This window comes from Streptomyces sp. NPDC021356 (genome assembly GCF_040641015.1).
Taxonomy (GTDB): domain Bacteria; phylum Actinomycetota; class Actinomycetes; order Streptomycetales; family Streptomycetaceae; genus Streptomyces.
The window spans coordinates 1-26,917 of sequence record NZ_JBFACU010000045.1 but is presented as its reverse complement, the minus strand read 5'-3'; the positions used below and the strand labels follow the sequence as shown (position 1 = coordinate 26,917).

At 70.6% G+C, this 26,917-nt stretch carries 19 protein-coding genes and 1 pseudogene; 7 read left to right on the top strand and 13 right to left on the bottom strand.

The annotated features are described in order from the left end of the window. Nucleotides 1-161 precede the first annotated feature (161 nt). Nucleotides 162-2,297 (top strand): prolyl oligopeptidase family serine peptidase, encoded by a 2,136-nt coding sequence (locus AB0G56_RS37040; protein WP_360979017.1) that lies wholly within the window; start codon nucleotides 162-164, stop codon nucleotides 2,295-2,297. A gap of 139 nt (nucleotides 2,298-2,436) precedes the next feature. Here the strand turns inward: AB0G56_RS37040 and AB0G56_RS37035 are convergent, their stop codons facing one another. The 12 genes from AB0G56_RS37035 to AB0G56_RS36980 all read right to left on the bottom strand — a co-directional run bounded on the left by AB0G56_RS37035 (nucleotide 2,437) and on the right by AB0G56_RS36980 (nucleotide 18,998). After that, nucleotides 2,437-3,459 carry a dipeptide ABC transporter ATP-binding protein gene (locus AB0G56_RS37035; protein WP_360979014.1) on the bottom strand — a complete coding sequence of 341 codons (1,023 nt, stop codon included), beginning with the start codon at nucleotides 3,457-3,459 and terminating at the stop codon, nucleotides 2,437-2,439. After that, complete coding sequence (locus AB0G56_RS37030; protein WP_360979011.1) at nucleotides 3,452-4,426, bottom strand: ABC transporter ATP-binding protein; 975 nt, start codon at nucleotides 4,424-4,426, stop codon at nucleotides 3,452-3,454. The genes AB0G56_RS37035 and AB0G56_RS37030 overlap by 8 nt, the downstream gene beginning before the upstream one ends. Before the next feature lie 7 nt (nucleotides 4,427-4,433). Further along, on the bottom strand, nucleotides 4,434-5,432 hold the full coding sequence (locus tag AB0G56_RS37025) for an ABC transporter permease (protein WP_360979008.1): 999 nt from the start codon (nucleotides 5,430-5,432) through the stop codon (nucleotides 4,434-4,436). Further along, nucleotides 5,425-6,348, bottom strand: a complete 924-nt coding sequence (locus tag AB0G56_RS37020; RefSeq protein WP_360979005.1) for an ABC transporter permease — start codon at nucleotides 6,346-6,348, stop codon at nucleotides 5,425-5,427. Before AB0G56_RS37020 ends, AB0G56_RS37025 begins: the two co-directional genes overlap by 8 nt. Before the next feature lie 6 nt (nucleotides 6,349-6,354). After that, nucleotides 6,355-7,977 (bottom strand): ABC transporter substrate-binding protein, encoded by a 1,623-nt coding sequence (locus tag AB0G56_RS37015; protein WP_360979002.1) that lies wholly within the window; start codon nucleotides 7,975-7,977, stop codon nucleotides 6,355-6,357. A gap of 202 nt (nucleotides 7,978-8,179) precedes the next feature. Then, entirely contained in the window at nucleotides 8,180-9,328 is a 1,149-nt protein-coding gene (locus AB0G56_RS37010) for a dipeptide ABC transporter ATP-binding protein (protein ID WP_360978999.1), read from the bottom strand. Next, nucleotides 9,321-10,379: an ABC transporter ATP-binding protein gene (locus AB0G56_RS37005; RefSeq protein WP_360978996.1), complete on the bottom strand. Its 1,059-nt coding sequence runs from the start codon at nucleotides 10,377-10,379 to the stop codon at nucleotides 9,321-9,323. The genes AB0G56_RS37010 and AB0G56_RS37005 overlap by 8 nt, the downstream gene beginning before the upstream one ends. An 11-nt stretch (nucleotides 10,380-10,390) precedes the next feature. After that, a complete protein-coding gene (locus AB0G56_RS37000) occupies nucleotides 10,391-11,338 on the bottom strand; it encodes an ABC transporter permease (protein ID WP_360978993.1) in 948 nt (315 codons plus the stop codon). After that, nucleotides 11,331-12,263 carry an ABC transporter permease gene (locus AB0G56_RS36995; RefSeq protein ID WP_360978990.1) on the bottom strand — a complete coding sequence of 311 codons (933 nt, stop codon included), beginning with the start codon at nucleotides 12,261-12,263 and terminating at the stop codon, nucleotides 11,331-11,333. The genes AB0G56_RS37000 and AB0G56_RS36995 overlap by 8 nt, the downstream gene beginning before the upstream one ends. 168 nt (nucleotides 12,264-12,431) lie before the next feature. Continuing rightward, a complete protein-coding gene (locus AB0G56_RS36990) occupies nucleotides 12,432-14,054 on the bottom strand; it encodes an ABC transporter substrate-binding protein (protein WP_360978987.1) in 1,623 nt (540 codons plus the stop codon). Nucleotides 14,055-14,672: 618 nt separating this feature from the next. Next, complete coding sequence (typA, locus tag AB0G56_RS36985; protein ID WP_360978984.1) at nucleotides 14,673-16,580, bottom strand: translational GTPase TypA; 1,908 nt, start codon at nucleotides 16,578-16,580, stop codon at nucleotides 14,673-14,675. Nucleotides 16,581-16,742: 162 nt separating this feature from the next. Then, nucleotides 16,743-18,998 carry an ABC transporter family substrate-binding protein gene (locus AB0G56_RS36980; RefSeq protein WP_360978981.1) on the bottom strand — a complete coding sequence of 752 codons (2,256 nt, stop codon included), beginning with the start codon at nucleotides 18,996-18,998 and terminating at the stop codon, nucleotides 16,743-16,745. Nucleotides 18,999-19,339: 341 nt separating this feature from the next. Here AB0G56_RS36980 and AB0G56_RS36975 point away from each other — a divergent pair, with 341 nt between their 5' ends. From AB0G56_RS36975 to AB0G56_RS36960, 4 genes are all read left to right on the top strand, one after another. Beyond that, nucleotides 19,340-19,627: a hypothetical protein gene (locus AB0G56_RS36975; protein WP_360978978.1), complete on the top strand. Its 288-nt coding sequence runs from the start codon at nucleotides 19,340-19,342 to the stop codon at nucleotides 19,625-19,627. 18 nt (nucleotides 19,628-19,645) lie between these two features. Further along, a complete protein-coding gene (locus AB0G56_RS36970; RefSeq protein WP_360978975.1) occupies nucleotides 19,646-20,482 on the top strand; it encodes a hypothetical protein in 837 nt (278 codons plus the stop codon). 64 nt (nucleotides 20,483-20,546) lie between these two features. Further along, nucleotides 20,547-22,601 (top strand): fumarate reductase/succinate dehydrogenase flavoprotein subunit, encoded by a 2,055-nt coding sequence (locus tag AB0G56_RS36965; RefSeq protein ID WP_360978972.1) that lies wholly within the window; start codon nucleotides 20,547-20,549, stop codon nucleotides 22,599-22,601. Next, nucleotides 22,598-23,368, top strand: a complete 771-nt coding sequence (locus AB0G56_RS36960; RefSeq protein WP_360978969.1) for a succinate dehydrogenase/fumarate reductase iron-sulfur subunit — start codon at nucleotides 22,598-22,600, stop codon at nucleotides 23,366-23,368. The genes AB0G56_RS36965 and AB0G56_RS36960 overlap by 4 nt, the downstream gene beginning before the upstream one ends. A 30-nt stretch (nucleotides 23,369-23,398) precedes the next feature. On the opposite strand, the gene AB0G56_RS36955 is transcribed toward AB0G56_RS36960, so the two are convergent. Next, on the bottom strand, nucleotides 23,399-24,472 hold the full coding sequence (locus tag AB0G56_RS36955) for a hypothetical protein (RefSeq protein ID WP_360978966.1): 1,074 nt from the start codon (nucleotides 24,470-24,472) through the stop codon (nucleotides 23,399-23,401). 352 nt (nucleotides 24,473-24,824) lie between these two features. On the opposite strand from AB0G56_RS36955, the gene AB0G56_RS36950 reads away from it, so the two are divergent. Further along, the gene (locus tag AB0G56_RS36950) at nucleotides 24,825-26,411 is read left to right on the top strand and encodes a hypothetical protein (RefSeq protein ID WP_360978963.1); all 1,587 of its coding nucleotides are present in this window, start codon (nucleotides 24,825-24,827) and stop codon (nucleotides 26,409-26,411) included. 84 nt (nucleotides 26,412-26,495) lie between these two features. Then, nucleotides 26,496-26,917: pseudogene (locus tag AB0G56_RS36945) on the top strand (protein phosphatase); the annotation flags it as partial.

Below are 26,917 nucleotides of genomic sequence, written 5' to 3'. Positions count from 1 at the left end.
GACGCGGGGGGTGTCGGGGGGTCGAACTATGGGGGCAGATAAATCCAAGCAACGGTCAGCGGGTTCATACCCACTATGCGCTAACGATCATAACTATCCGCACGCGCGCATCGGTCGGCGCACGGCCGCACAAGGGGGCGCATGGCCAATATGGTCTTGGTATGACGACCGAGCCTGTCTCCTTCCCCCGGCAGCACGCACGCACCCAGCGGTTCACGCTCGGCGCGCCGCGCGCCTTCGCCGTCGCCCCCGACGCCTCCCGCGTCGTGTTCCTGCGCTCCGACTCCGGTACGGATCGGGCCAGTTCACTGCGGGTCCTCGACCTCACGGAGGGCACGGAGCGCGTGGCCGCCGACCCGCGCGCCCTCCTCGGCGGCTCCCTGGAGGACCTCTCGCCCGAGGAACGCGCGCGCCGTGAACGCACCCGCGAGGGCGGTGCCGGAATCGTGGCCTACGCCACCGACACCGCCGTGGAATTGGCTTCTTTCGCCTTGTCAGGACGGCTGTTCACGGCCGAGCTGCGGGCGGGGACGGCGCGCGAACTGCCCGTCCCGGGGCCGGTGATCGACCCGCGCCCCGCCCCGGACGGGCGGCACGTCGCCTACGTCGCCGGCGGCGCCCTGCGCGTGGTGGGCGCCGAGGGCGACGGCGACCGGGCGCTCGCCGAGCCCGAGTCCGAGTCCGTGACCTACGGGCTCGCGGAGTTCATCGCGGCCGAGGAGATGCACCGCCACCGGGGCTTTTGGTGGGCACCGGAGTCGGACCGGCTGCTGGTGGCGCGCGCGGACGAAGCGCCGGTGCGGCAGTGGTGGATCTCCGATCCGGCGCACCCCGAGCGGGAGCCCCGCCAGGTCCGCTACCCGGCCGCGGGGACGCCCGACGCCGACGTACGGTTGTTCGTGATCGGGCTGGACGGGACCCGCACGGAGGTCGCCTGGGACCGGGCCCGCTACCCGTATCTGGCGAGTGTGCACTGGTCAGCGGCGGGTGCGCCGCTGCTCCTGGTGCAGGCGCGGGACCAGCGCAGCCAGCTGTACCTGGCCGTGGACCCCGAGTCCGGGGCCACCCGCATGGTGCACGCGGACGAAGATCGAACTTGGCTTGATCTTTTCCCCGGCACGCCCTGCTGGAGCCCCTCGGGACAACTCGTACGCATCGTGGACGAAGGGGGCGCCCGGGTCCTGGCGGTCGGTGAACGCCCGCTCACCGGCGCCCAGTTGCACCTGCGTGCCGTGCTCGACGTCGGGGAGGGGGACGTGCTGGTCTCCGCCTCGGCGGGCGAGGAGGCCGCCGAGGCGGAGACCGGCGAGACGCACGTCTACCGGGTCAACGAGCTGGGCGTGGAGCGCGTCAGCCAGGAGCCCGGCGTGCACACGGCCGTGCGCGCCGGGGACGTGACTGTGCTGGTGTCGGCGACGCTGGACCGGCCGGGGTCGCGGGTGCGGGTGCTGCGCGGCGGTGAGCAGGTGGCGGAGATCGCCTCGTACGCCGAAAAGCCCGGCATCTCCCCGCGCGTGACCCTCACCCAGGGGGGCGCACGCCGAATTCCGTGCGCCGTGCTTATGCCAACGGACTACCCCCGTGACACGGCCACAGCCGCCCCCCTGCCGGTCCTCCTCGACCCCTACGGCGGCCCGCACGGCTCCCGTGTGATGGCCGCGCACAACGCGTACCTCACCTCCCAGTGGTTCGCCGACCAGGGTTTCGCGGTGGTCGTCGCCGACGGCCGCGGCACCCCCGGCCGCTCCCCCGCCTGGGAGAAGGCGATCCACCACGACTTCACGGTCACCCTCGACGACCAGATCGAAGCCCTCCAGGACCTCGCCAAGTCCCATCCGCTCGACCTCGACCGGGTGGCGATCCGCGGCTGGTCCTACGGCGGCTACCTCTCCGCCCTCGCCGTGCTGCGCCGCCCCGACGTCTTCCACGCGGGCATCGCCGGCGCCCCCGTCACCGACTGGCACCTCTACGACACCCACTACACCGAGCGGTACCTGGGCGACCCGGCCGCGGACCCGCAGCCCTACGAGCACTCCTCCCTCGTCACCGGCGACGGCGGCCTGTCCGCACCCGCCGGACCGCACCGCCCGCTGATGATCGTGCACGGCCTCGCCGACGACAACGTGGTGGTCGCCCACGCGCTGCGGCTCTCCTCGGCGCTGCTCGCCGCCGGCCGGCCGCACGAGGTGCTTCCGCTGTCCGGGGTCACCCACATGACCCCGCAGGAACAGGTCGCGGAGAACCTGCTCCTGCTCCAGGTGGACTTCCTCAAGCGGTCCCTCGGCCTCGGCGGCTGAGCGGACACGGCGACGGGCCGGGCGCGCCTGCCCCGCAAGGGAATCGCGCGCCCGGCCCGCCAACGGCACCCGCACGGCCGTACGGTCACAGCCTGCCGCCCGCGCGTCTCGGAGCCGTTTCCGTGAGGTTTCCCGGATGTCAACGCACGGTCCGCCGCTCCGCCGCGAAGTGGCAGGCGGAGTCGTGGGCCGCCGGGCCGCCCTCGTGGCGGAACTCCTCGGGGACCGCCAGCAGCGGAACCTCCCGCGCGCAGCGCTCGCGGGCCTTGAAGCAGCGGGTGCGGAAGCGGCAGCCGGAGGGGATGGCGGCCGGGGACGGCACGTCGCCGGTGAGGATGATCCGCTCGCGGTGCTCGCGTGCCTCCGGGTCCGGCACCGGGACGGCCGACAGCAGCGCCTGCGTGTAGGGGTGCGTCGGGTGGTCGTAGATCTGCTCGTCCGTGCCGGTCTCCACGATGCGGCCCAGGTACATGACGCCGACCCGGTCGGAGATGTGCCGCACGATGGACAGGTCGTGCGCGATGAAGACGTAGGAGAGGTCGAACTCGGCCTGGAGCCGCTCCATCAGGTTGATCACCTGGGCCTGCACGGACACGTCCAGCGCGGAGACCGGCTCGTCCGCGACGATGATCTCCGGGCGCAGGGCGAGGCCGCGGGCGATGCCGATGCGCTGGCGCTGACCGCCGGAGAACTGGTGCGGGTAGCGGTTGACGTACTCCGGGTTCAGGCCCACCACGTCCAGCAGCTCCTGGACCCTCCTGCGCCTCTCGCCCTTCGGGGCCACCTCGGGGTGGATCTCGTACGGTTCGCCGATGATGTCGCCCACCGTCATCCTCGGGTTGAGCGAGGTGTACGGGTCCTGGAACACCATCTGGATGTTGCGGCGCACCGCCTTCAGCGCGCGCCCGGAGAGTTTCGTGACGTCCTCGCCGCGGTAGCGGATCTGTCCGGCCGTGGGCCGCTCCAGGTGGCACAGCAGCTTGGCCACCGTGGACTTGCCGCAGCCCGACTCGCCCACGATGCCCAGCGTCTCGCCCCGGCCGAGGACGAAGTCGACGCCGTCGACGGCCCTGACCGCGCCGACCTGTTTGCGGAACAGGATGCCCTGGGTGAGCGGGTAGTGCTTGACCAGCCCGGCGACCTCCAGCAGCGGCTCAGCCATCCAGGCACTCCCTCCAGAAGTGGCAGGCGGAGCCGCGCTGTTCGTCCACCTCGTACAGCGGCGGTACGTCCGTGCGGCACACGTCCCGGGCCATCGGGCAGCGCGGGTGGAAGGCGCAGCCGGAGGGGATGCGCGTGAGGTTGGGCGGCAGGCCCTTGATGGCGTACAGCTCCTGGCCCTTGTGGTCCAGGCGCGGGATGGAGTCGAGCAGGCCGCGTGTGTAGGGGTGCGCGGGCGCCTTGTAGAGGGCGTGGACCGGGGCACTCTCCACGATGCGGCCCGCGTACATCACCGCGATCCTGTCCGCGACGTCGGCGACCACGCCCAGGTCGTGGGTGATCAGGATGAGGCCCATGTCGAACTCGCGCTGCAACTTTGCGAGCAGGTCCATGACTTGGGCCTGCACCGTCACGTCGAGGGCGGTGGTCGGCTCGTCCGCGATGATCAGGTCCGGCTCCAGGGCCAGCGCCATGGCGATCATGATGCGCTGGCGCATACCGCCGGAGAACTGGTGCGGGTAGTCGCGGACGCGCTGGGCGGCGGCCGGGATGCGCACCCGGTCCATCAGCTCGACCGCCTTCGCCCGCGCGTCCCTTCGGGACATGCCCCGGTGCACGGTGAACATCTCGCCGAGCTGGTCGCCCACGGTGAGCACCGGGTTGAGGGCGGACAGCGCGTCCTGGAAGATCATCGCGATCCCGGCCCCCCTGACCCTGCGCCGCTCCTCCTCCGGCAGCTTCAGCAGGTCACGGCCCTGGAAGAGGATCTCGCCGGCAGTGATGCGGCCGGGCGGCATGTCGAGGATGCCCATGACCGCCTGCGCGGTCACGGACTTGCCGGACCCGGACTCGCCGAGCACGGCGAGGGTCTCGCCCGCGTCCACCTGGTAGGTGACGCCGTTGACGGCGTGGGCGACGCCGTCGCGGGTGCGGAACTCCACGTGCAGGGCGCGGACTTCGAGCAGCATCGCGCCGTCACCTCAGCTTCGGGTCGAGGGCGTCGCGGACCGCGTCGCCGAGCATGATGAAGGCCAGAACGGTGAGGGCCAGCGCGCCGGCGGGCCACAGCAGCGCGTGCGGGGCGTTGCGGACGTAGGGCGAGGCGGCGGAGATCTCGATGCCCCAGGACACGCTCGGCGGTTTCAGCCCGACGCCGAGGTAGGACAGGGTCGCCTCCAGGGCGATGTACGTGCCGAGCGCGATGGTGGCGACCACGATCACGGGGGCGACGGCGTTGGGCGCGATGTGGCGCAGCAGGATGCGGGTGTCGGAGGCGCCGAGGGCGCGGGCGGCCTGCACGTAGTCGTGCTGTTTGGCGGTGATGACGGAGCCGCGGGCGATGCGGTAGATCTGCGGCCAGCCGAGCAGCACGATGAACCCGACAACGGGCCAGACGGTGTTGCTGGTGACGACGGACAGCAGGACCAGGCCGCCGAGGACGACCGGGATGGCGAAGAAGATGTCGGTGACCCGGGACAGGACCGCGTCCCACGCGCCGCCGAAGTAGCCGCCGAGGGCGCCGAGCACGGAGCCGAGGACCGCGACGCCGAGGGTGGCGCAGACGCCGACGGTGACGGAGGCGCGGGCGCCGTGCACGGTGCGCGTGTACACGTCGCAGCCCTGGCCGTCGAAGCCGAAGGGGTGGCCGGGCGAAGGGCCGTCCTGGGCGCGGGCCAGGTCGCAGGACAGGGGGTTGCCGGGGGCGATGAGGGAGGGCCACACGGCGATGAGGACGAGGAAGCAGATCACCAGCGCGGAGAGCAGGAAGACGGGGTTGCGGCGCAGGTCGCGCAAGGCGTCTGACCACAGCGAGCGGGGCCGCTCCCCCGGGCCCGCGCCGCCCGCTCCCCCCTCCGGCCCCGGTGCCAGGCTGCTCGCCTCGCTCGCCGCGAGGTCCATCCCGCCGCCCATGCCGGTCCCCGCGACGGCGCCCTCGGGCTCGTACGGCTGCGACTGCGGCGGCTGCTCAGGCATAGCGGATCCTCGGGTCGAGTACGGCGTACAGCAGGTCCACGAGCAGGTTGGCGGCCAGGAAGACCAGCACGAGGACGGTGACGAAGCCGACGACGGTCTGGGTGTTCTGGCGCAGGATGCCCTGGTAGAGCTGGTAGCCCACGCCGTGGATGTTGAAGATGCGCTCGGTGACGATGGCGCCGCCCATCAGCGCCCCGATGTCGGTGCCGATGAAGGTGACCACGGGGATGAGCGAGTTGCGCAGCAGGTGCCGTACGACGACGCGGCGGCGGGGCAGGCCCTTGGCGACGGCGGTGCGGACGTAGTCGGCGCGCCGGTTCTCGGCGATGGAGGTGCGGGTCAGCCGGGTGACGTAGGCGAGGGAGACGGAGGCGAGGACCAGGCCGGGCACGATCAGCTCGTCGAAGGAGGCCTCGGGCGGCACGGACGGCCGCATCCAGCCCCACTTGACGCCGAGCAGCAGTTGCAGGAGCAGGCCGGTGACGAAGGTGGGGACGGAGATGACGACCAGGGTGAGCAGCAGGACGGAGGTGTCCACGGGCCGGCCGCGCCGCAGTCCGGTCACCACGCCCAGGGTGATGCCGATGACGATCTCGAAGACGATCGCGACGACGGTCAGCCGGATGGTCACCGGGAAGGCGGCGCCCATCAGTTCGGTGACGGGCTGGCCGTTGAAGGCGGTGCCGAAGTCGCCGGTGAAGACGTTGCCCATGTAGGTCGCGTACTGCTGCCACAGCGGCTTGTCGAGGCCGAACTCCCGCTTGAGCTGGGCGGCCGTCGCGGTGTCGCAGGCGCGTTCGCCGCACAGGCCGGCGACGGGGTCGCCCATCACGTTGACCATGAGGAAGATGAGCAGGGTGGCCCCGACGAAGACGGGGACCATCTGCAGCAGGCGTCTGGCGACGTAGCGTCCCATGGCGGTTCAGCCGACCTTGATCTCGTTGTAGACGGGCACGCTGAACGGGTTGAGGGCCACGTGGTGCAGCCGGTCGGAGTAGCCGGCGCTGCCGTTCTGGTACCAGAGCGGGATGGCGGCCATGTTGTCGCGGACGACGCCCTCGGCCTGCTGGAAGAGCCGGATCGCGGCGGCCTTGCCGGTCTCGGCGTTGGCCCGGTCGACGAGGTGGTCGAACTGCTTGTTCGACCACTTGCCGTCGTTGGAGGAGGCGTCGGTGTAGTAGAGCGGCTGGAGGAAGTTCTGGATGAGCGGGTAGTCCATCTGCCAGCCGGCCCGGAAGGGGCCCGGCATGCGGTGCCGGGAGATCTGGTTGCGGAAGTCGGCGAAGGTGCCGACCGGGTTGCCCACGCACGCGCGGTCGTTGCCGAGCACGTTGTTGATGGAGTTGCACACGGCGTCCACCCACTCCTTGTGCGAGCCCGTGTCCGCGTTGTACGTGATCCGCACCTGGCCGCCGGGCAGCCCGCCGCCCTCCTTGACCAGCTTCCTGGCCTCGGCGGGGTCGTACGCGCAGGTCCTGCCGCACAGTCCGGCCTGGAAGCCGCCGTCCGTGCCGAGCACCGGTGAGGTCCAGTCGGTGGCGGGGGTGCGGGTGCCGCGGAAGAGGGTCTTGGTGATCTGCGCCCGGTCGATGGCCATGGACAGGCCGGTGCGGACCTTGCGGGCGCCGTCGGTGTTCCAGGCCTCGTCGTAGAACGGGAAGGCGAGGGTCTGGATGATGCCGGCCGGGGTGTTGATGTAGCGGCCGTTCAGGTCGGAGGTGACGTTCTTGAGCTGGCTGGCGGGGATGTCGTCGACCAAATCGAGGTTGCCGGCCAGGACGTCGGTGTACGCGGTGTTGTTGTCGGTGTAGACGAGGAGGGTCACGCCCTCGTTGAGCGCCTTGTCCGGCCCGGGGTAGCGGTCCCACTTCTTCAGGTACATCTGCGCGCCCTTGGTGTAGGACTCGATGGTGTACGGGCCGTTGCCGACGGGCCTGTCGAGCCAGGCCTTGTGGTCGGTGAAGAAGGTGCGGGGCAGCGGGGCGAAGGCGGCGTAGCCGAGGGTGTCGGGGAAGGTGGAGAACTTCTGGCCGAGCCGGACGGTGAAGGTCCGCGGCCCGGTGACCCTGAGCCCGGCGAGCGTGTTTGCGCTCTGTGCGCCGCTGGTGGGGTGGACCTTGTCGTAGCCGTCGATGTAGCCGAAGAAGTACGCGTTCTTCTGGTTGTTCCTCAGGCTCGCGCCGTAGTTCCAGGCGTCGACGAAGGACTTCGCGGTGACGGGTTCGCCGTTGCTGAACGTCCAGCCGGGCTTGACGGTGATCGTGTAGTTCTGCGAGTCGGTGGTCTCGATCCGCTCGGCGAGCATGTTCTCGGCCTTGCCGGTCCTCGGGTCGTACCGCTTCAGGCCGCGGAAGACCATGTCGAGCACCTTGCCGCCCTGCACCTCGTTGGTGTTGGCGGGCTCCAGCGGGTTCTGCGGGTCGCCCCAGGAGGAGCTGAGCACTCCCGCCCCGGCGCCCGTCGTGCTGCCGCACCCCGCGGCCGGCGGCAGCACGGCCGCCGCCAGCGCCGCGCCGGCCCACCGCACGCGGGTGCCTGCACGCATGGGCGCCTCCTCGGGTACGGGACACGGCACGGTCCGGCCGACGGCTCGGCCCACATATCAGCACATAAGCCGTATGTATCCCGTACGCCTCACCGGGGGCGGCCCCACTCCAGCCGGATGCACGCCCGTCGGGCCCCGCGAACACCGATGCCCGGCACCCTGGAGGGGGCGCCGGGCATCGGCGGTGGTGCTGTCGAGGGGACTACGCCGCGTGGACGATGTCCTTCTCCTCGGCGAAGTGGCAGGCCGACTCGTGGGCCGCCTGGGAGTCCTCGCCCTTGAAACGCTCGGGGATCGCCAGCAGCGGGACCTCCTCGGCGCACTTGTCCTGGGCCTTCCAGCAGCGGGTGCGGAAGCGGCAGCCCGAGGGCGGGTTGGCCGGGGACGGCACGTCGCCGGTGAGGATGATCCGCTCGCGGTGCTCGCGGGCGTCCGGGTCCGGCACCGGAACGGCCGACAGCAGCGCCTGCGTGTAGGGGTGCGTCGGGTGGTCGTAGATCTGCTCGTCCGTGCCGATCTCGGCCATCTTGCCGAGGTACATCACGCCCACGCGGTCCGAGATGTGCCGGACGATCGACAGGTCGTGCGCGATGAAGATGTACGACAGGTTGAACTCGTCCTGCAGCCGCTCCATCAGGTTGATCACCTGCGCCTGCACCGACACGTCCAGCGCGGACACCGGCTCGTCGCAGATGATGACCTCGGGGTTGAGCGCGAGGCCGCGGGCGATGCCGATGCGCTGGCGCTGACCGCCGGAGAACTGGTGCGGGTAGCGGTTGATGTACTCCGGGTTCAGGCCGACGACGTCCAGCAGCTCCTGCACCTTGCGGCGCCGGTCGCCCTTCGGAGCCACCTCGGGGTGGATGTCGAAGGGCTCGCCGATGATGTCACCGACCGTCATCCTCGGGTTGAGCGAGGTGTACGGGTCCTGGAACACCATCTGGATGTTGCGGCGCACCGCCTTCAGCGCACGCCCGGACAGCTTGGTGATGTCCTGGCCCTTGTAGAAGATCTGGCCCGCGGTCGCCCGCTCCAGGTTCATCAGGAGCTTGGCCACCGTGGACTTGCCGCAGCCGGACTCGCCCACGATGCCCAGCGTCTCACCCTGGTACAGGTCGAAGGAGATGCCGTCGACGGCCTTGACCGCGCCGACCTGCCTCTTGAACAGGATGCCCTGGGTGAGCGGGAAGTGCTTCACCAGGTCGCGCACCTGGAGGATCGGCTCACCGCGCTGGACGGGCGCCTCTATGGCGCCGACCGCCTCCTCCTCGGTGCCCGCCTCCACGACGTCCACCTCGGAGACGTTCGGCGTGGCGTCCTGCCGCTCGTCGTTCTTGCTGAGCTCAGCCATGGATCGTCTCCTTCCAGAAGTGGCACGCCGAGGCGCGGCCCGGCAGCTCGCCGCCGTCGCGCTCGGTGACCTGCAGCAGCTCCGGGATCTCCGTACGGCAGATGTCCTGGGCCTTGGGGCAGCGCGGGTTGAAGGCGCAACCGGTCGGTACGCGCAGCAGGTTGGGCGGCAGACCCTTGATCGCGTACAGCTCCTGGCCCTTCTGGTCCAGGCGCGGGATCGAGTCCAGCAGACCCCGCGTGTACGGGTGCGCCGGGCGCTTGTACAGCTCGTACACGGGCGCCTGCTCCACGATGCGGCCCGCGTACATCACCGCGATCTTGTCCGCGACGTCGGCGACGACACCGAGGTCGTGGGTGATCAGGATCAGACCCATATTGTACTCGCGCTGCAACTCCGCGAGCAGGTCCATCACCTGGGCCTGGACCGTCACGTCGAGGGCCGTGGTCGGCTCGTCGGCGATGATCAGGTCCGGCTCCAGGGCCAGCGCCATGGCGATCATGATGCGCTGGCGCATACCGCCCGAGAACTGGTGCGGGTAGTCGCTGACGCGGGCCGCGGCGGCCGGGATCTTCACCCGGTCCATCAGGTCGATCGCCTTGGCCTTGGCGTCCTTCTTGGACAGGCCCTGGTGGACGCGGAACATCTCGCCGAGCTGGTAGCCGACGGTCAGCACCGGGTTCAGCGACGACAGCGCGTCCTGGAAGATCATCGCGATCCGGCGACCGCGGATCTTGCGGCGCTCCTCGGCGGACATGGTCAGCATGTCCTGCCCGCGGAAGCGGATCTCCCCCTGGGGGATCTTCGCCGGCGGCATGTCCAGGATGCCCATGATCGCCTGCGCGGTCACGGACTTGCCGGAGCCGGACTCGCCGAGCACGGCGAGGGTCTCGCCGGCGCTCACGCTGTAGTTGACGCCGTTGACGGCCCGTACGACACCCTCACGGGTGTGGAACTCCACGTGCAGGTCACGCACGTCGAGCAGCGGCCCGCCGTCCGTCCCGCCGTCGCGGGGCGACGGCACCGGGGTGACTTCTTCGATGGTGGTCACGTACGCCTCCCTCAGCGCGTCTTCGGGTCGAGGGCGTTGCGGACGGCCTCACCGAGCATGATGAACGCCAGCACCGTGATGCTGAGCAGGATCGACGGGTACAGCATGATCCACTGGGCCACGCGGATCGAGTTGCCGCCGTCGGAGATGTCGTTGCCCCACGAGGCGCCGTTCAGGCCGAGGCCGAGGAACGACAGCGTGGCCTCGGCGCCGATGTAGACACCGAGCGAGATGGTGGCGACGACGATCACCGGCGCCACCGCGTTGGGCAGCACGTGGCGGAAGAGGATCCGGTTGGTCCCGGCGCCGAGCGCCTTGGCGGCCTGCACGTAGTCCGTGGACTTGACGGTGATGACCGCACCGCGCATGACGCGGGCCGTCTGCGTCCAGCCGAGGAAGGCCAGCGCCAGGATGACGACCGGGATGGTGCGGTCGGTGAAGGCGTTCAGCAGCACCAGCGCGCCGAGCAGGAACGGGATGCCCATGAACATGTCGGTCACCCGGGACAGCACCGCGTCGATCCAGCCGCCGAAGTAGCCGGCGACCATACCGATCAGGCCGCCGAGCAGGGTGACCGCGAGGGTGGTGCCGCCACCGACCAGCAGCGAGGCGCGCGCGCCGTAGATGGCGCGGGCGTACACGCTGCGGCCCTGGGCGTCGTAGCCCAGCCAGTCGACCTTGAAGACGTGGCTGTAGTGCGGGTGCGCCAGGTAGTGCCCGGCCAGGTCCTTGTTGTTCGGGTCGCCGCCGGTGAACAGGCTGGGCCAGGCGGCCATCAGCAGCAGCAACAGGATCAGGACCGCCGAGACGATGAACACCCAGTTGGTGCGCAGGTCCTGCCAGGCGTCACCCCACAGGCTGCGGGTCTTCTCCGCCTTGGGCTGCGGCAGTTCGGCACCCGCGGCTGCGGTCGCGGCGGCGCTGGGGGCTTCGTCAGCGGAAGTGGTCAGCTCAGGCATAACGGATCCTCGGGTCCAGAACCGCGTACAGCAGGTCGACGATCAGGCTGCAGAAGAGGTACACGAGGACCAGGATGGTGACCAGCCCGACCAGGGTGGTGCCCTCTCGGCGCACGATCGAGTCGTAGATCGTGCCGCCGACGCCGTGGATGTTGAAGATGCCCTCCGTGACGATCGCACCGCCCATCAGCGCACCGAGGTCGGTGCCGAGGAAGGTGACGACCGGGATGAGCGAGTTGCGCATCAGGTGGACACCGATCACCCGGCGCTTGGGCAGGCCCTTGGCGATGGCGGTGCGCATGTAGTCGGCGCGCAGGTTCTCGGCGACCGAGGTCCGGCTGAGCCGGGCGACGTAGGCGAGCGACGCGCTGGCCAGCACGATGGCGGGCAGGATGAACTGGTTGAGGTCGGTGCTGTCGGTGACCGACGGCTCCAGCCAGCCCAGGTTGATCGCGAACACCGTCTGCAGGATGTAGCCGAGCACGAAGACCGGCACCGAGATCAGCAGCAGCGTCACGAAGAGGATGACGGTGTCGGCGGCCTTGCCCGCGCGCATGCCGGCGACGACGCCGAGCACGATGCCGACGACGGCCTCGATGGCGAAGGCGAGACCGGCGAGCCGAAGCGTCACCGGGAAGGCCTCGCCGAGGATGTCGGTGACCGGGCGGCCGCTGGCGATCTGGTCGCCGAAGTCGAAGTGCAGGACGATGCCCCGCATGTAGTCCCAGTACTGGACCAGGACCGGCTTGTCGAGGCCGTACTGGTGCCGCAGTGAGTTGATCACCTGCGGCGTGGTGGCCTTGTCCCCGAAGAGCCCGCGCACGGGGTCGCCGGGCAGAGCGTAGACCATCAGGAAGATCAGCAGGGTTGTCCCGATGAAGACCGGGATCATCTGGAGCAGTCGTCGTGCGACATAGCGCCCCATGGTGCCTCCATGTCAGTCACAGCGGCAGGCCCTTTTCGCCCCATACGAGCGGCTTCCCGAAGAATTCCGTACGTACGCGGCGAAAAGGGCCCCCCGGCCGTTCGTCGGCCGCTGCCGCGCCGCACCCCCTGAAGGGTGCGGCCCGGCACACGCTGTCGTCGTCAGCGGTTACTTCTTGACCTGAACGCCGGTCAGGATCGGGTCACCACTCTGGTTGTACTTGACGTCGGTGACCTTCTCCGAGTAGCCCGCGTTGACCTTGTAGTACCAGAGCGGGATGCTCGGCATGTAGTTCGGCAGCTGCTTCTCGACCTGCTGGTAGAGCTTCTCCGACTCGTCCAGCGTCTTGGCCGCGTCGGCCTTGGCGATGAGGTCGTCGATCTCCTTGCTCTTGAAGCCACCCTGGTTGCCGTCGGCCTTGGAGCCGAACAGGTCGCGGATGAAGTTCGAGATGAAGGGGTAGTCGAGCACCCAGCCGGAGCGGTAGAGCGACTTGACCTGGTGGTTGTCACGCGCGTTGGTGTCGGCCTGGAAGTCGGCCTTCGAGTCGCCCGTGCACGCCACGCCGGTGGCCTTGGTGATGGAGCCGCAGACGGCCTCCACCCACTCCTTGTGACCGCCGTCCGCGTTGTACTGGATGGAGATCTTGTTGCCCGGGACGCCGCCGCCGTCCTTGATGAGCTGCTTGGCCTTGGCCGGGTCGTACTTGGTGATGTCACCGACGGCGTTCGGCTGGTAGCCCAGGACGCCCTTGGCGACCCAGCCGGTGGCCGGCTCACGGGTGCCCTGCAGGACGGTCTTGGTGATGGTGTCGCGGTCGATCGCCATCGACAGGCCCTGGAGGACCTTCACGTTGACGTTCTTCCACTGCGGCGCGTAGAAGGCCACGGCGATGGTCTGGATGGCCGAGTACGACTCGTCCACGGCGCGGTCGCCGAGGTCCTGCTTGTAGACCGGCAGGTCACGCGGGGCGACCTGGCGCATCACGTCGAGGTTGCCGGACTTCAGGTCCTGGTACGCGGTCTCCAGCTTGGCGTAGTTCTTGAAGACCACACCGCCGTTCTTCGCGACGTTCGGGCCCTTGTAGTCGTCGTACTTGGCGACCTCGATCGACTGCTTGTGGCGCCAGCTGACGAACTTGTAGGGGCCGTTGCCGATCGGGTGCTCGCCCGCGGCGGTCGGGTCCTTGTAGAAGGACTCCGGCAGCGGGTCGAAGACCTCGTAGCCGAGCTTGTAGACGAAGTACGGGATCGGCTTCGACAGCGTGATGGTGAAGGTGTTGTCGTCGACGACCTTCAGGCCGGACATCTTGTCCGCCTTCGGCTTGCCGCTGGCCGGGGCGACGTCGTCGTAGCCCTGGATGTCGGCGAACCAGGCGCTGTTGGTCTGCTTGTTGGCCGGGTTCGCGGCCCAGTTCCACGCCTTGACGTAGGACGTGGAGGTGACCGGGGTGCCGTCGTGGAACTTCCAGCCCGGCTTCAGCTTGACCGTGAAGGTCTTGTTGTCCTTGGTGTCGACCGACTGGGCGTTGACCATGACGATCTTGCCGCTGGAGTCGTAGTCGACGAGCCCGGAGAAGAGCGACTTGATGACGATGCTGCCGTTGGACTCCATGGTGTTCGCCGGCTGCAGCGGGTGCTGCGGCTCGCCCACCTCGACGGAGAACTTTCCGTTGGGGTCGGCCGCGGCCTTGCTGTCGCTGCCCTTGCCACCGCCGCCACCGCAGGCCGTCGCACCCAGCGCCACAACCGCGGCTATCGCAACCCACTTGGCGCTCTTGGCACCACGCATGGGGCTCCTCCTCATGAGTCCATTGGTTCACCGCATGGAGGGGCACTTGACGCATCACCGTTACCGGTGCCTGAAATGCTCAGGTGCCCCCTGGCTCGTGAGTCGGCGCCGCCAGCAGCGCGTGACCCGTTGATCCGAGCTCTACGCGCCTAACTATCTGCCATCCGAACCGTACCGAACCACACCTTCCAGGTCTCGGTTCGATCACACCTGCCGCGTACATCTTCCAAAATCCGGACAAAGGGTTTGGTGAAAGATCCCTGCGAAACGGACTTGTTACACAACTATCGGGCGCGACTGTCCGAATAGCGGACAGTATGGCCGGTAAAACCCGTTGCGCGGGGCGGCGGAGCGAGCATGCCTGGAGGCAGGTTCGAGTCCGGTGGGCGGAACAGACCGGCACGAGGACCCGACAAGCCGTAGATTCCGGTCACTCTAACAATGGCGCGAACCCGCGCAGGAGAAAGAGGACGGGCCGGGGCCCGGATGTAGGGAAAACCCTGTACGCACCTGACACCGCGGGGCCCCGCCAAAACGCACGGGCCCACCCGGCGTACTGCCGGGCGGGCCCTGGTGCGACGTTGCGCGCTGCGGCCCTCACGGGCCGGCGGCGGTGGTTCAGCCGTGCTTGGCCCGGCTGGCCGCGCGGGCGCGGTCGCGCGCGTCCAGGCTCACCTTGCGAATGCGGACCGCCTCCGGGGTGACCTCGACGCACTCGTCGTCGCGGCAGAACTCCAGGGACTGCTCCAGGGAGAGCTTGCGCGGCGGGACGATGGACTCGGTCACGTCGGCGGTCGAGGACCGCATGTTCGTGAGCTTCTTCTCCTTGGTGATGTTGACGTCCATGTCGTCGGCGCGGGAGTTCTCACCGACGATCATGCCCTCGTACACCTCGGTGCCCGGCTCCACGAAGAGGACACCGCGCTCCTGGAGGTTGGTCATCGCGAAGGCGGTGACGGCACCGGAGCGGTCGGCGACCAGCGAACCGTTGTTGCGGGTGGTCAGCGTGCCGAACCAGGGCTCGAAGCCCTCGTGGATGGAGTGGCCGATGCCGGTGCCGCGGGTCTGCGTCAGGAACTCGGTGCGGAAGCCGATCAGACCGCGCGAGGGCACCACGAACTCCATGCGGACCCAGCCCGAGCCGTGGTTGGACATGTTGTCCATCCGGCCCTTGCGCACACCCATGAGCTGGGTGACCGCGCCCATGTGCTCCTCGGGCACGTCGACCGTCATGCGCTCGACCGGCTCGTACGTCTTGCCGTCGACCTCCTTGGTGACGACCTGCGGCTTGCCGACGGTCAGCTCGTAGCCCTCGCGGCGCATGGTCTCCACCAGGATGGCCAGCGCCAGCTCACCGCGGCCCTGCACCTCCCAGGCGTCCGGGCGCTCGGTCTCCAGCACGCGCAGCGAGACGTTGCCGATCAGCTCGCGGTCCAGGCGGTCCTTGACCTGGCGGGCGGTGACCTTGCGGTCCTTGACGGCCGCCTTCGCGTCGGCGCCCTTGCCGGTGCCGCCGCGGCCGACCAGCGGGGAGGTGTTGGTGCCGATGGTCATGGAGATCGCGGGCTCGTCGACCGTGATCAGCGGCAGCGGGACCGGGTTCTCCGGGTCGGCCAGGGTCTCGCCGATCATGATGTCCGGGATGCCGGCGACGGCGCAGATGTCACCGGGGCCCGCCTTCTCGGCGGGCTTGCGGGTGAGCGCCTCGGTCATCATCAGCTCGGAGATCCGCACGTTCTGCACGGAGCCGTCGCGCTTGATCCACGCGACCGTCTGGCCCTTGCGCAGCTCGCCCTGCTCCACGCGCAGCAGCGCGATACGGCCGAGGAAGTTGTCCGCGTCCAGGTTGGTGACGTGGGCCTGCAGCGGCAGTTCCTCGTCGTAGGTGGGGGCCGGGATGTGCTCCAGGATCGTGGAGAAGAACGGCTCCAGGCTGTCGGAGTCGGCCGGGACCGTGCCGTTGTCCGGCTTGGTCAGGGACGCGATGCCGTCACGGCCGCAGGCGTAGACGATCGGGAACTCGATCTGCTCCTCGTCGGCGTCCAGGTCGAGGAAGAGGTCGTACGTCTCGTTGACGACCTCGTCGATCCGGGAGTCCGGGCGGTCCGTCTTGTTGATGCACAGGATGACCGGCAGGCGCTGCTGGAGCGCCTTGCGCAGCACGAACCGGGTCTGCGGCAGCGGGCCCTCGGAGGCGTCGACGAGCAGCACGACGCCGTCGACCATCGACAGGCCGCGCTCGACCTCGCCGCCGAAGTCGGCGTGGCCGGGGGTGTCGATGATGTTGATCGTGATGGGGTCCCCGCCGTCCTTGGGGTGATACTTCACCGCCGTGTTCTTGGCGAGGATCGTGATGCCCTTCTCACGCTCCAGGTCGTTCGAGTCCATCATGCGGTCGTCGACGGAGTCGAGCTGGTGGGCGGCGAAGGCACCGGCCTGCTTCAGCATGCCGTCGACGATGGTCGTCTTGCCGTGGTCGACGTGAGCGACGATGGCTACGTTTCGAATGTCGTGGCGCGTGGCCATAGTGAGGCGTACTCCCGGAGTGTGCGGACGGCTGCGCGTACGTCCTCGGTACGCGCGCCCTGCCGGGCTGAACGCGCCACGGCCTCACCCCATGGTACGGGTGCGCCGCCGCGGGGGCCTGCGGGGCCGTTCGGCCCCGGATTCCGCCCGCGGCCGGTCCCGCTACGACGAGGCGTCCGCCGACGCCTTCGCGCCCTTCTTCAGGAAGCCCATGTCCTCGTAGAGCGGTGTCTGGAAGCCGAAGGCGCCCACGTTGGCCAGGGTGCCGCGGACGGCGACGAGCTGGGGCCGCTGGTAGAGCGGGATGGACCCGGCGCTCGCCCAGATCCGGGCGTCGGCCTTGCGGACCAGGCCGCGCTCCTCGTCCTGGTCCAGGGTGGCCAGGGCCTCGTCGAAGAGCTGGTCGACCTGGTCGGTGCCGACGCGGGTGTAGTTCTGCTGGACGTTCAGGGAGCCGTCGGCGGCCGGGACGGGCTTGGCGTAGACCGGGCGGGCGTCGGTGGCCGGGTAGGGGGAGGACGGCCAGGAGTACAGGGCGAGGTCGTACTGGCCGGCGGCGATGTGGTCGCGGAAGTAGCTCTCGTCCGGGACCTTGGTGATGTCGGTCGCGATGCCGACCTTCTCCAGCATGGCGGTGATCCGGTCGGCGACCTTGCGCAGCGTCTGTGAGCCGGAGCCGGAGGGCAGGACGAACCGGAGGGTGAGCGGCTTGCCGTCCTTGGCCAGCGGCCCGGCCACGGTACCGGCCGGGGCGGCGGTCCCCCGGGGGGCGTACGCGCCCGGCGCACCGCCCTGCGTCAGCTGTTCGCGCGCGTACTGCCTGCCGTCCTGGGCGAGCTGGCGCGGGCCGCTGCCGTCCCCGGCGGGGTCCTTGGCGCTCTCCTTGCCGCTCTCGTCGTCACCGGAGACGCGGTGACCGCTTTGCGCGTGGCCCTTGCCGTCGCCGTTGGCCTCGATGTCGTCGTTGACGCCGACGATGTACGTGCCCTCGCCCGAGGCGGCCGGCGACCCGCTCGTGCTCCGGTGCCCCTCGGCGCCGGCCGCCTTGTCGCCCTTCTTCTGTTCCTTGCCCTGGCCGGGCACCCAGCCGGCGTCGGCGAGCAGTGCCTTGGCCTGGGCGGTGTCCTGGCCGCCGAGCGCGTCGCTGTTGTCGGCGTAGCCGTCCTGGCCGGGCAGGGCGAGGTGGCTGCCGACGGGGGCCGTGGGCAGGCCGAGCGGCTTGAGGACGATCTCGGCGAGTGCCTTGCGGTCCAGGGCGTGCGCCACCGCGTGCCGGACGCGTTCGTCGGCGAGGGGGCCGCCGGCGCCGTTCAGGGCGAGCTGGGTGAAGGCGGGCTCCAGCGACTTGCGCACCTGGACGCCGCGCAGCGCCTCCTGCTGCTCCAGGTAGGTGGTGAGCGTGCCGCGACCCTTCTCCAGGGCGCGGCGCTCACGGTCGGCGGCCTTCTCGTCGGAGCCGTGCACGAGCGCCCAGGAGCGCAGTGCCTTGGCGGCGGTGCGCCCGCCGGCCGGGCCCTGGAAGGGGGAGCTGCCCCGGGCGCCGCCGGCGAGGGTGATGCGGTCGGCGTCGGCGGGGTCGATGTCGGCCACGTCCACGGTGCCGTCGGCGAGCGCGGCGGCCCGCTTGCCGGGCGCCACCTCGTGCAGCACGATCTGGTTCAGCTTGGCCGGGTGGCCCCACCAGCGCGGGCTGCGCGCGAGGACGACGTCCTTCTTCTTGGTGTCGATCTTCTGCACCGTGAACGGGCCGGCGCTGACCTTGAGCTTCTTGCGCGCCCCGTCGTTGAAGTCGTTCGCGGTGCCGGTGACGTCCTTGGGGTAGAGCGGGGAGAAGAGCGAGCGCCAGTCCGCGTAGGGGCGGGCGAAGGTGACGCGGACCTCCAGGTTGCTGGCGCCGCGCTCGACCTTCTCGATGCGGTCGTAGCCGGCGTTGCGCGCGGTCCAGTAGGCGGAGTCCTTGCCGGACAGGGCGCGCCACTGGGCGGCGAAGTCGGCGGCGCCGATCTCGCGGCCGTCGCTCCAGACGGCCTGCTGGTCGAGCCGGTAGACGACGACCTGCTTGGGCTCGGTCTCGACCACGCGGGCCGAGTCGAGGTAGTCGGCGTCGCGCTGCGGGCGGCCGTTCGCGTCGAGGCGGAACATGGCGGGCAGGACGGCCTGGGCGATCCGGGTGGTGCCGGCGTCGGCGTCCGCCTGGTAGGTGTTGAGCGTCTCCGGCATCGCGTCCACGGCCCAGCGCAGGGTGCCGCCGTCGGCGACCTGGGCGCGGGCGGCGGGTGCGATGTCCTGTCCGGCCAGGGGCTTGCTGCCTTCGTCGTCTGAGCCGCAGCCGGCCAGCAGGGGCACCGCGAGGGCGCCCGCGGTCAGGAAGGCGACCGAGCGCATGACCGCGCGGGGTCCGACACCGTCGTACGACATCTGTGCTACCTCCGGGGAGCCGCTCCCGCCGGTGGGCGATGGGGAGTCATGTACTGCTTGTTCACATTTGGCGGTATTTTGGAGCTGATCAGATCTATGGCCCACTGAAAAGGAAAGGGTTCGTCTGCCGGAGGCGACACGGCGGCGGGAGCCCGGAAGGTCACCCGTGCGGAGCAATGCGCCCCGGCGCACACAGAGCGCGTGCGGGGGCGTGCGCCAGGGAGGTGCGATCCGCCGATCGCTGCACATCCCTTCCCACCGACAGGTGTGACGCGCGACACTCGCAGGCGCATGAACGTCGCCGTCCAGGGCCGCACGGCCCGTGGAAGTGAGGTCACGTCATGTCCGTGCCCGACGACCTGACGTCCGTACAGCACACCCTCGACGAACTGCTGCGCTCGGTGGCCCGGCTGGAACACCAGCTCGGCGGCGCGCTGGAGATACGCCGCGTGCGCACCGACGCCGACCACCTGCGCGAGAGCGTCGCCCTGCTGCGCGAGGCCACGCAGAGCCCGGCCGCGCCCCAGCGCCCCGCCCTCGTCACCATCTCCGACACGCCCTACGACATCTCCCTGTGGACGGACTCGGACGACGAGGGACTCGGCGTCCGCGACCGCCACGCCCCCTGACCCGACCGGAGTCCTCACGTGGCCACTGGTACGGAACCCCCCGGCACGGCCCCCCACCCCGCGCGCGGCGGCGTCCGCTCCCCGGGCCGTGCCGCGATCGCCGCCGGTCACCTGCGCACCGACCGCTGGTGGCTGGCACCGGCGGTCACCGCCGCCGGGCTGCTCGCCTTCGTCGTCTACTCGACGTGGCGCGCCTTCGCGAACGCGGACTACTACGCCGCCCCGTACGTCTCGCCGTTCTACTCGCCGTGCCTGGCGCAGAACTGCCGGACGATGCACATGGGACCCAACGCCGACGTCTTCGGCAGCTGGTGGGCGATCTCCCCGGCGATCATCGTCCTGATCTTCCCGCTGGGCTTCCGCCTGACCTGCTACTACTACCGCAAGGCGTACTACCGCAGTTTCTGGGCATCCCCGCCGGCCTGCGCGGTCGCCGAGCCGCACGGCCGCTACTCGGGCGAGACCCGCTTCCCGCTGGTCCTGCAGAACATCCACCGGTACTTCTTCTACGCCGCCCTGCTCGTCGCGGGCGTGCTGACCTACGACACGGTGCTGTCCTTCCGCGACCCGCACCACCACTGGGGTCACATGGGCCTGGGCACCCTGGTCTTCCTGGCCAACATCGGGCTGATCTGGGCGTACACCCTCTCCTGCCACTCCTGCCGGCACATCGTCGGCGGCAGGCTCAGACACTTCTCGAAGCATCCGGTGCGCTACCGGATGTGGCAGTTCGTGGGACGGCTGAACGCCCGGCACATGCAACTGGCCTGGGCCTCCCTGGTGAGCGTGGCGCTCGCCGACTTCTACGTGTACCTGGTGGCGTCCGGCGTCTTCGACGATCCGCGCTTCTTCTAGCGGGACGCGGCTTCCCGTGGGCCGCGTCCGTCCTGGTGGGCTCTAGTGAGTGGGGAACTGGCTGATGTCCGTGGTCGACCGGCAGGAGTGGGACGTCGTCGTGGTCGGCGCCGGGGGCGCCGGGCTGCGCGCCGCCGTCGAGGCACGCGAGCGCGGGGCGCGCACGGCGGTGATCTGCAAGTCGCTGTTCGGCAAGGCGCACACCGTGATGGCCGAGGGCGGCATCGCGGCGGCCATGGGCAACGCCAACCCGCACGACAGCTGGCAGGTCCACTTCCGCGACACGCTGCGCGGCGGGAAGTTCCTCAACCAGTGGCGGATGGCCGAGCTGCACGCCCGGGAGGCGCCCGAGCGGGTGTGGGAGCTGGAGACCTGGGGCGCGCTGTTCGACCGTACGAAGGACGGCCGTATCTCGCAGCGCAACTTCGGCGGCCACGAATACCCGCGCCTCGCCCACGTCGGTGACCGCACCGGACTCGAACTGATCCGCACCCTCCAGCAGAAGATCGTCTCGCTCCAGCAGGAGGACCACCGGGAGACCGGGGACTACGAGTCCCGGCTGAAGGTCTTCCAGGAGTGCACGGTGACCCGGATCCTCAAGGACGGCGACCGGGTCTGCGGGGTCTTCGCCTACGACCGCGAGACCGGCCGCTTCTTCGTGCTCCAGGCCCCCGCCGTCGTCCTCGCCACCGGCGGCATCGGCAAGTCGTTCAAGGTCACCTCGAACTCGTGGGAGTACACCGGCGACGGGCACGCGCTGGCGCTGCTCGCCGGAGCGCCCCTGCTGAACATGGAGTTCGTGCAGTTCCACCCCACCGGAATGGTCTGGCCGCCGTCGGTGAAGGGCATCCTCGTGACCGAGTCGGTGCGCGGCGACGGCGGGGTGCTGCGCAACGCCGAGGGCAGGCGGTTCATGTTCGACTACGTCCCCGACGTCTTCAAGGACAGCTACGCGGAGGGCGAGGCCGAGGCCGACCGCTGGTACGAGGACCCGGACAACAACCGGCGCCCGCCGGACCTGCTCCCCCGCGACGAGGTCGCCCGCGCCATCAACGCCGAGGTCAAGGCGGGCCGGGGCTCCCCGCACGGCGGCGTCTACCTGGACGTCTCCACGCGCATGCCCGCCGACGTCATCCGGCGCCGGCTGCCGTCGATGTACCACCAGTTCAAGGAGCTGGCCGACGTGGACATCACGGCGGAGTCGATGGAGGTGGGACCGACCTGCCACTACGTGATGGGAGGCATCGCCGTCGAATCCGACACGGCGGCGGCGCGCGGCGTACCGGGCCTGTACGCGGCCGGGGAGGTGGCCGGCGGCATGCACGGCTCCAACCGGCTCGGCGGCAACTCCCTCTCCGACCTGCTGGTCTTCGGCCGCCGGGCGGGCTGGCACGCGGCCGAGTACGCGCAGGGCCTGGCGTACGCCCGGCCGCCCGTGGACGACACCCAGGTCGACGCGGCGGCGGCGGAGGCGCTGCGGCCGTTCTCCGCGCAGACGCAGCAACCGCCCGCGACGGAGAGCGGCCCGGCGGGGCAGGCCTCGCAGGAGGGGCAGGCCTCGCAGGAGGGGCAGGCCTCGCAGGAGGGGCAGGCCAGGCCGGAGGGGCAGGCCGGGCCACCGGAGAAGCAGGACGGGCCGCCGGAGAACCCGTACACCCTCCACCAGGAACTCCAGCAGACCATGAACGACCTGGTCGGCATCATCCGCCGCCAGGGCGAGATGGAGCAGGCCCTGGCCAAGCTCGCCGAGCTGCGGGTCCGGGCCCACCGGGCCGGGGTCGAGGGGCACCGGCAGTTCAACCCGGGCTGGCACCTCGCCCTGGACCTGCGGAACATGCTGCTGGTGAGCGAGTGCGTGGCCCGGGCCGCCCTGATCCGTACCGAGTCACGCGGCGGACACACCCGCGAGGACCATCCGCAGATGGACCGCGCCTGGCGCCGGATCAACCTGCTGTGCCGGCTCGCCGACCCGACGGGAGACCTCGCGGCCACGGACCCGGCCCGCGACCGGATCGTCCTCACCCGCGAGACCACCGACCCCGTCCGCCCCGACCTGCTCGCCCTCTTCCCCAAGGAGGAGCTGGGCAAGTACCTCGCCGAGGAGGAGCGATACGAATGAGCGGCTACCAGGCCCGCTTCAAGGTGTGGCGGGGCGACGCGGAGGGCGGCGGCCTGAAGGACTTCCCGGTCGAGGTCAACGACGGCGAGGTGGTCCTCGACATCATCCACCGCATCCAGGCCACCCAGGCACCCGACCTCGCCGTGCGCTGGAACTGCAAGGCGGGCAAGTGCGGTTCCTGCTCGGCGGAGATCAACGGGCGCCCGCGCCTGATGTGCATGACCCGCATGTCGGTCTTCACCCCCGAGGAGAGCGTCACCGTCACTCCGCTGCGCGCCTTCCCCGTCGTCCGGGACCTGGTCACGGACGTCGGCTTCAACTACGCCAAGGCGCGCGAGATCCCCGCCTTCGTACCGCCGGCCGGCCTGCGTCCCGGCGAGTACCGGATGACGCAGGAGGACGTGGACCGCCCGCAGGAGTTCCGCAAGTGCATCGAGTGCTTCCTGTGCCAGGACGTGTGCCACGTCGTCCGCGACCACGAGGACAACAAGCCCGCGTACGCCGGACCGCGCTTCCTGATGCGGATCGCCGAGCTGGACATGCACCCCCTGGACGCGGCGGCCGAGACGGGCGTGGACCGCGCGCGCACGGCCCAGGACGACCACGGCCTCGGCTACTGCAACATCACCAAGTGCTGCACGGAGGTGTGCCCGGAGAACATCCGCATCACCGACAACGCCCTGATCCCCCTGAAGGAGCGCGCGGCGGACCGCAAGTACGACCCGCTGGTGTGGCTGGGCTCGAAGATCAGGCGGCGCTCCCCGTGAGGACCCCGGCTCGCACCCGGCCGTCCCCGTTCACACCCAGCCGTCCCGGTACGCGCTCCAGTCCGCCTCGGTCGCGGCGAAGTCGACGTACAGCGCGACGCCGAAGCGCACCCGGTCCGCGTCCGCGCGGGACAGGCCCAGGCGGACGCCCCGGACGGCGGCGGGCACGGTCTCGGCGTGCGCCCAGTGGCCGAACCGGTTCTCGTGGTAGAAGGGCAGGCCCATCAGCAGGTCGGTGGTGGGCGGGGTGACCTCCAGGGCGAGTGAGGTCTGCTGGGCGACGTAGCCGCCGTACAGGCTCTGCGACGGCTGCATGGTGTCGTACGACATCACGGCGATCTGGTCGACCCGGCGCGCGACCTCGCCGAAGTACGCCTGCGACCACCACTTGGGGTGGTTGGTGAGGGTGCCCCAGAGGGAGTGGAAGGCAGGGAGCGGGTCGATCTGGTGTGCGGCCACGGACAGGGCGGCGCCGTGCGCGCGGGTGACGGCGCGCAGGTCGTCGAGGAGGCCGAGGTAGTTCCGGTCGCCCGAGTGCAGCGGCTCCAGGTCGAAGTGGGCCCCCTCGAAGCCAGCCGCCAGGACCGCGCGGGTGGACGCGACCACGGCCGCGCGCGTCCCCGCCCGCTCCAGCCGCAGCCCGTCGGGGCTCTCGGTGGCCAGCACGTCCCCCAGCCAGGCCTGCACCCGCACCCCGGGCAGTTCCCGGTGCACGGCCGCCACCAGCCATCCGGCGTTGCGGTACGCGGACGCCGGCAGCGTGCCGTCGTGCTCCAGCGGTCCCGCGTGCACGTACAGGTCCCGGATCCCGGTCCCGCGCAGCCGCACGGCCAGCGCCGCGACGTCGTCGTCCTTCTTCCGCCCGTCCACCCAGGCGTGCCCGAGCCAGATCGCGTCCTGGCCCCGGGTACGGGTGCCGTCGACCGGGTCACCGGTGTAGTTCACCCGGAGGGCGGTCTCGGCGGCGAGGAGGGGGAGGAGGAGCAGGAGGACGAGGGCGGGGACGAGGCGGCGGGGGCGGAGGAAGCGGCGGGCGCGGAGGAAGCGGCGAGCGCGGCGCACGGCCTCTTCGCTGCCCTCAGTGGCCTCCTGGGCCTCCCCCACCTCCTCGTCGCCTCCGCCCCCGCCGCTTCTGTCCGCGTCGCTCCTGCCCTCGGCACTTCCGTCCGCGTCGCTCCTGCCCTCGGCACTTCCGTCCCCGTCGCGTCTGCCCTCGGCACTTCCGTCCCCGTCGCTCCTGCCCTCGGCACTTCCGTCCCCGTCGCGTCTGCCCTCGGCACTTCCGTCCCCGTCGCGTCTGCCCTCGGCACTTCCGTCCCCGTCGCGTCTGCCCTCGGCACTTCCTCTGTTCCGCATGCTGCTGTCCCGACCCCTCACCTGTCGTGGCGTGGCAACCGCCCCACCGGTGCCGCAGCCCCGGTCGCGAGCCCGCTCGGGCGGTCATACGCTCCGAGACGTGACGTCATCCCTGCCCCGCGCGGTCCGGCCGCGCCGCGCCACCACGCACTGGTGCGTGCGGGCGGCGCGGGCCGCGCTGGGCGGCACGGCGGTGATCGCCTGGCTGGCGCTTCCGGTGATGACGATCGACAGCGGCACGGCGGTTGCAGCCGGGGTGCTCCCCCGCGCGGGCCCGGCCGCCGCAGGCACCGCCGCACCCCAGCAGGACGAGACGTCGGGCGCCGACCTCGTCCTGCCGCTCGTGGCGGTGGGCGCGGCGGTGGTGGGTGCGGGGTACGGCTACGTTCGGCGCACCCGGCGGGCGAGGACCCGGACGACGCCGGGCGGCGGCGGGCTCGACGACACGGGCGAACCCGGCCGACTGGACGAACGGGCGCGGCAGGCGCTGACCCTGGTCGACGACTGCGTGCGCACCAGCCGGGAGGAACTGGGGTTCGTCGAGGCGCGCACCGGCGGCGCCACGGCCGTGGCTCCGTACGCCGGAACCGTACGGCAGGCCGGGACCGAGCTGGCGACGGCCTTCGGGCAGCTCCTGCGCTACGACGAAGGCGTCCCGGCGGACCCTGCTGCCCGGCGGCAGGTGCCGGCCGACGTGATCGGCCGCTGCGAGGAGGCCGGCCGGCTGCTGGACGCGGCGGCGGACGGTTTCGACGACGTACGCGGCCTGGACCGGGGTGTCGGCGGGGCGGTGGAGGTGGCGGAGTCCCGTTTCCGCGCGCTGACGGCCCGGACACCGGCGACGGAGGCGGTCCTGCTGGGCCTCGTACGGCGCTTCGCCCCCTCGGCGTCGGACCAGGTGGCGGGTTACGCGGAACAGGCCAAGGACCGCCTGATGTTCGCCACGGTCCACCTCAACCAGGCACGCCAGCAGGCCGATCGGGGCGAGAACGGCCGCGCGGTGACTCATCTGCGCGCCGCCGAGGGCGCGGTCGCGCAGGCGGAGGTCTTCCTCGACGGCATCGAACGCCTCGCCGCGGAACTGGACGAGGCCGCGTCGATGGTGCCGGCCGCGCTGAGCGGGGCGGAGGCGGAGCGGGCGGGAGCGCAGGCCCGTCTCACGGCCGTGCCGCCCGGTGAGATCCGTGCCCGCGTCCTGCACGCGGACGCCGTCCTGGCCTCCGTACGCCAGGAGTTGACGTCGGGGCGTCCGCATGACCCGTTGGGCGTCCTGCGCCGGGTCGTCGCGGCGGCAGCTCCCCTGGACGCGGGGCGTACGGGAGTGCTGTCGGCCGCCATCCTGCTCACGGCCCGCAGCGCCACCACGGCGGCGGCCGACTTCGTCACGACGCACCGGGGTGCGGTGGGCGCCGGGGCCCGCGCCCTGCTGACCGAGGCGGAACGCCTCCTCGCCTCGGACGCCCCGGCCGACCACCTGCGCGCCGACGCCCTCGCCCGCGAGGCCCGGGACCACGCGGAACAGGACGTCCGCACGCACGGAAACCCGTACGCGGAAGCGGACCTCCACACCCCCGGCACGGCCGGTGCGGTCCTGGGCGGAATCCTCATCTCCCCCTCCCCCACGGACCCGGTCCCGAGTTTCGGCGGCCCACACACACGGACCCGCCGGTCCACGTCCCACTCCTGACACCCCGTAACCCCGTTTATATGATGATGAGATCTTGACGCGAGCCAGCCCTGCGGAGGGCCGGCGAACGGGGGGCAGTGCATCGTGATCAAGCCGGAGGAGATTCCGCAGTTCACGGGTGATCTGGGGCTGTTGGAGAAGGCGTACGGGGATCTGAAGGCGGACGCGGGTCACATCCGGGATGCCGGTGGTGAGGTCCATAACCGGTTCCAGGGGTTGTCGGCGTATTACAGGGCTCCGGAGGCGGAGCAGTTGTTCGCGTCGACGAAGCCGGTGAAGGACCGTGCGGACACGTTCGCGTCGGGTCTGGAGTCGGTGTCGGGGGCGCTGTCGGGGTATGCGACGGAGATCCGTCCGCTGGTGAAGAAGCTCGAGGACCTGAAGCGGGAAGCCACGACGTTCGTCAACTCCGTGAAGGACGATGACGACTGGCAGTACGACGGTGGCAAGGTCGGTCATCACAACCGGATCCGGGACGAGATCACGAAGACGGTGGCGGCGTTCTG

Bases quoted from the DNA above. Each gene is read 5' to 3' on its own strand.
- AB0G56_RS37010 (WP_360978999.1), bottom strand. From the start codon at position 9,328: ATGGCTGAGCTCAGCAAGAACGACGAGCGGCAGGACGCCACGCCGAAC.
- AB0G56_RS36975 (WP_360978978.1), top strand. From the start codon at position 19,340: ATGTCCGTGCCCGACGACCTGACGTCCGTACAGCACACCCTCGACGAA.
- AB0G56_RS37020 (WP_360979005.1), bottom strand. From the start codon at position 6,348: ATGGGACGCTACGTCGCCAGACGCCTGCTGCAGATGGTCCCCGTCTTC.
- AB0G56_RS37030 (WP_360979011.1), bottom strand. From the start codon at position 4,426: ATGCTGCTCGAAGTCCGCGCCCTGCACGTGGAGTTCCGCACCCGCGAC.
- AB0G56_RS37000 (WP_360978993.1), bottom strand. From the start codon at position 11,338: ATGCCTGAGCTGACCACTTCCGCTGACGAAGCCCCCAGCGCCGCCGCG.
- AB0G56_RS36965 (WP_360978972.1), top strand. From the start codon at position 20,547: ATGTCCGTGGTCGACCGGCAGGAGTGGGACGTCGTCGTGGTCGGCGCC.
- AB0G56_RS37015 (WP_360979002.1), bottom strand. From the start codon at position 7,977: ATGCGTGCAGGCACCCGCGTGCGGTGGGCCGGCGCGGCGCTGGCGGCG.
- AB0G56_RS37025 (WP_360979008.1), bottom strand. From the start codon at position 5,432: ATGCCTGAGCAGCCGCCGCAGTCGCAGCCGTACGAGCCCGAGGGCGCC.
- AB0G56_RS36995 (WP_360978990.1), bottom strand. From the start codon at position 12,263: ATGGGGCGCTATGTCGCACGACGACTGCTCCAGATGATCCCGGTCTTC.
- AB0G56_RS36960 (WP_360978969.1), top strand. From the start codon at position 22,598: ATGAGCGGCTACCAGGCCCGCTTCAAGGTGTGGCGGGGCGACGCGGAG.
- AB0G56_RS36990 (WP_360978987.1), bottom strand. From the start codon at position 14,054: ATGCGTGGTGCCAAGAGCGCCAAGTGGGTTGCGATAGCCGCGGTTGTG.
- AB0G56_RS37035 (WP_360979014.1), bottom strand. From the start codon at position 3,459: ATGGCTGAGCCGCTGCTGGAGGTCGCCGGGCTGGTCAAGCACTACCCG.
- typA (WP_360978984.1), bottom strand. From the start codon at position 16,580: ATGGCCACGCGCCACGACATTCGAAACGTAGCCATCGTCGCTCACGTC.
- AB0G56_RS36980 (WP_360978981.1), bottom strand. From the start codon at position 18,998: ATGTCGTACGACGGTGTCGGACCCCGCGCGGTCATGCGCTCGGTCGCC.
- AB0G56_RS37040 (WP_360979017.1), top strand. From the start codon at position 162: ATGACGACCGAGCCTGTCTCCTTCCCCCGGCAGCACGCACGCACCCAG.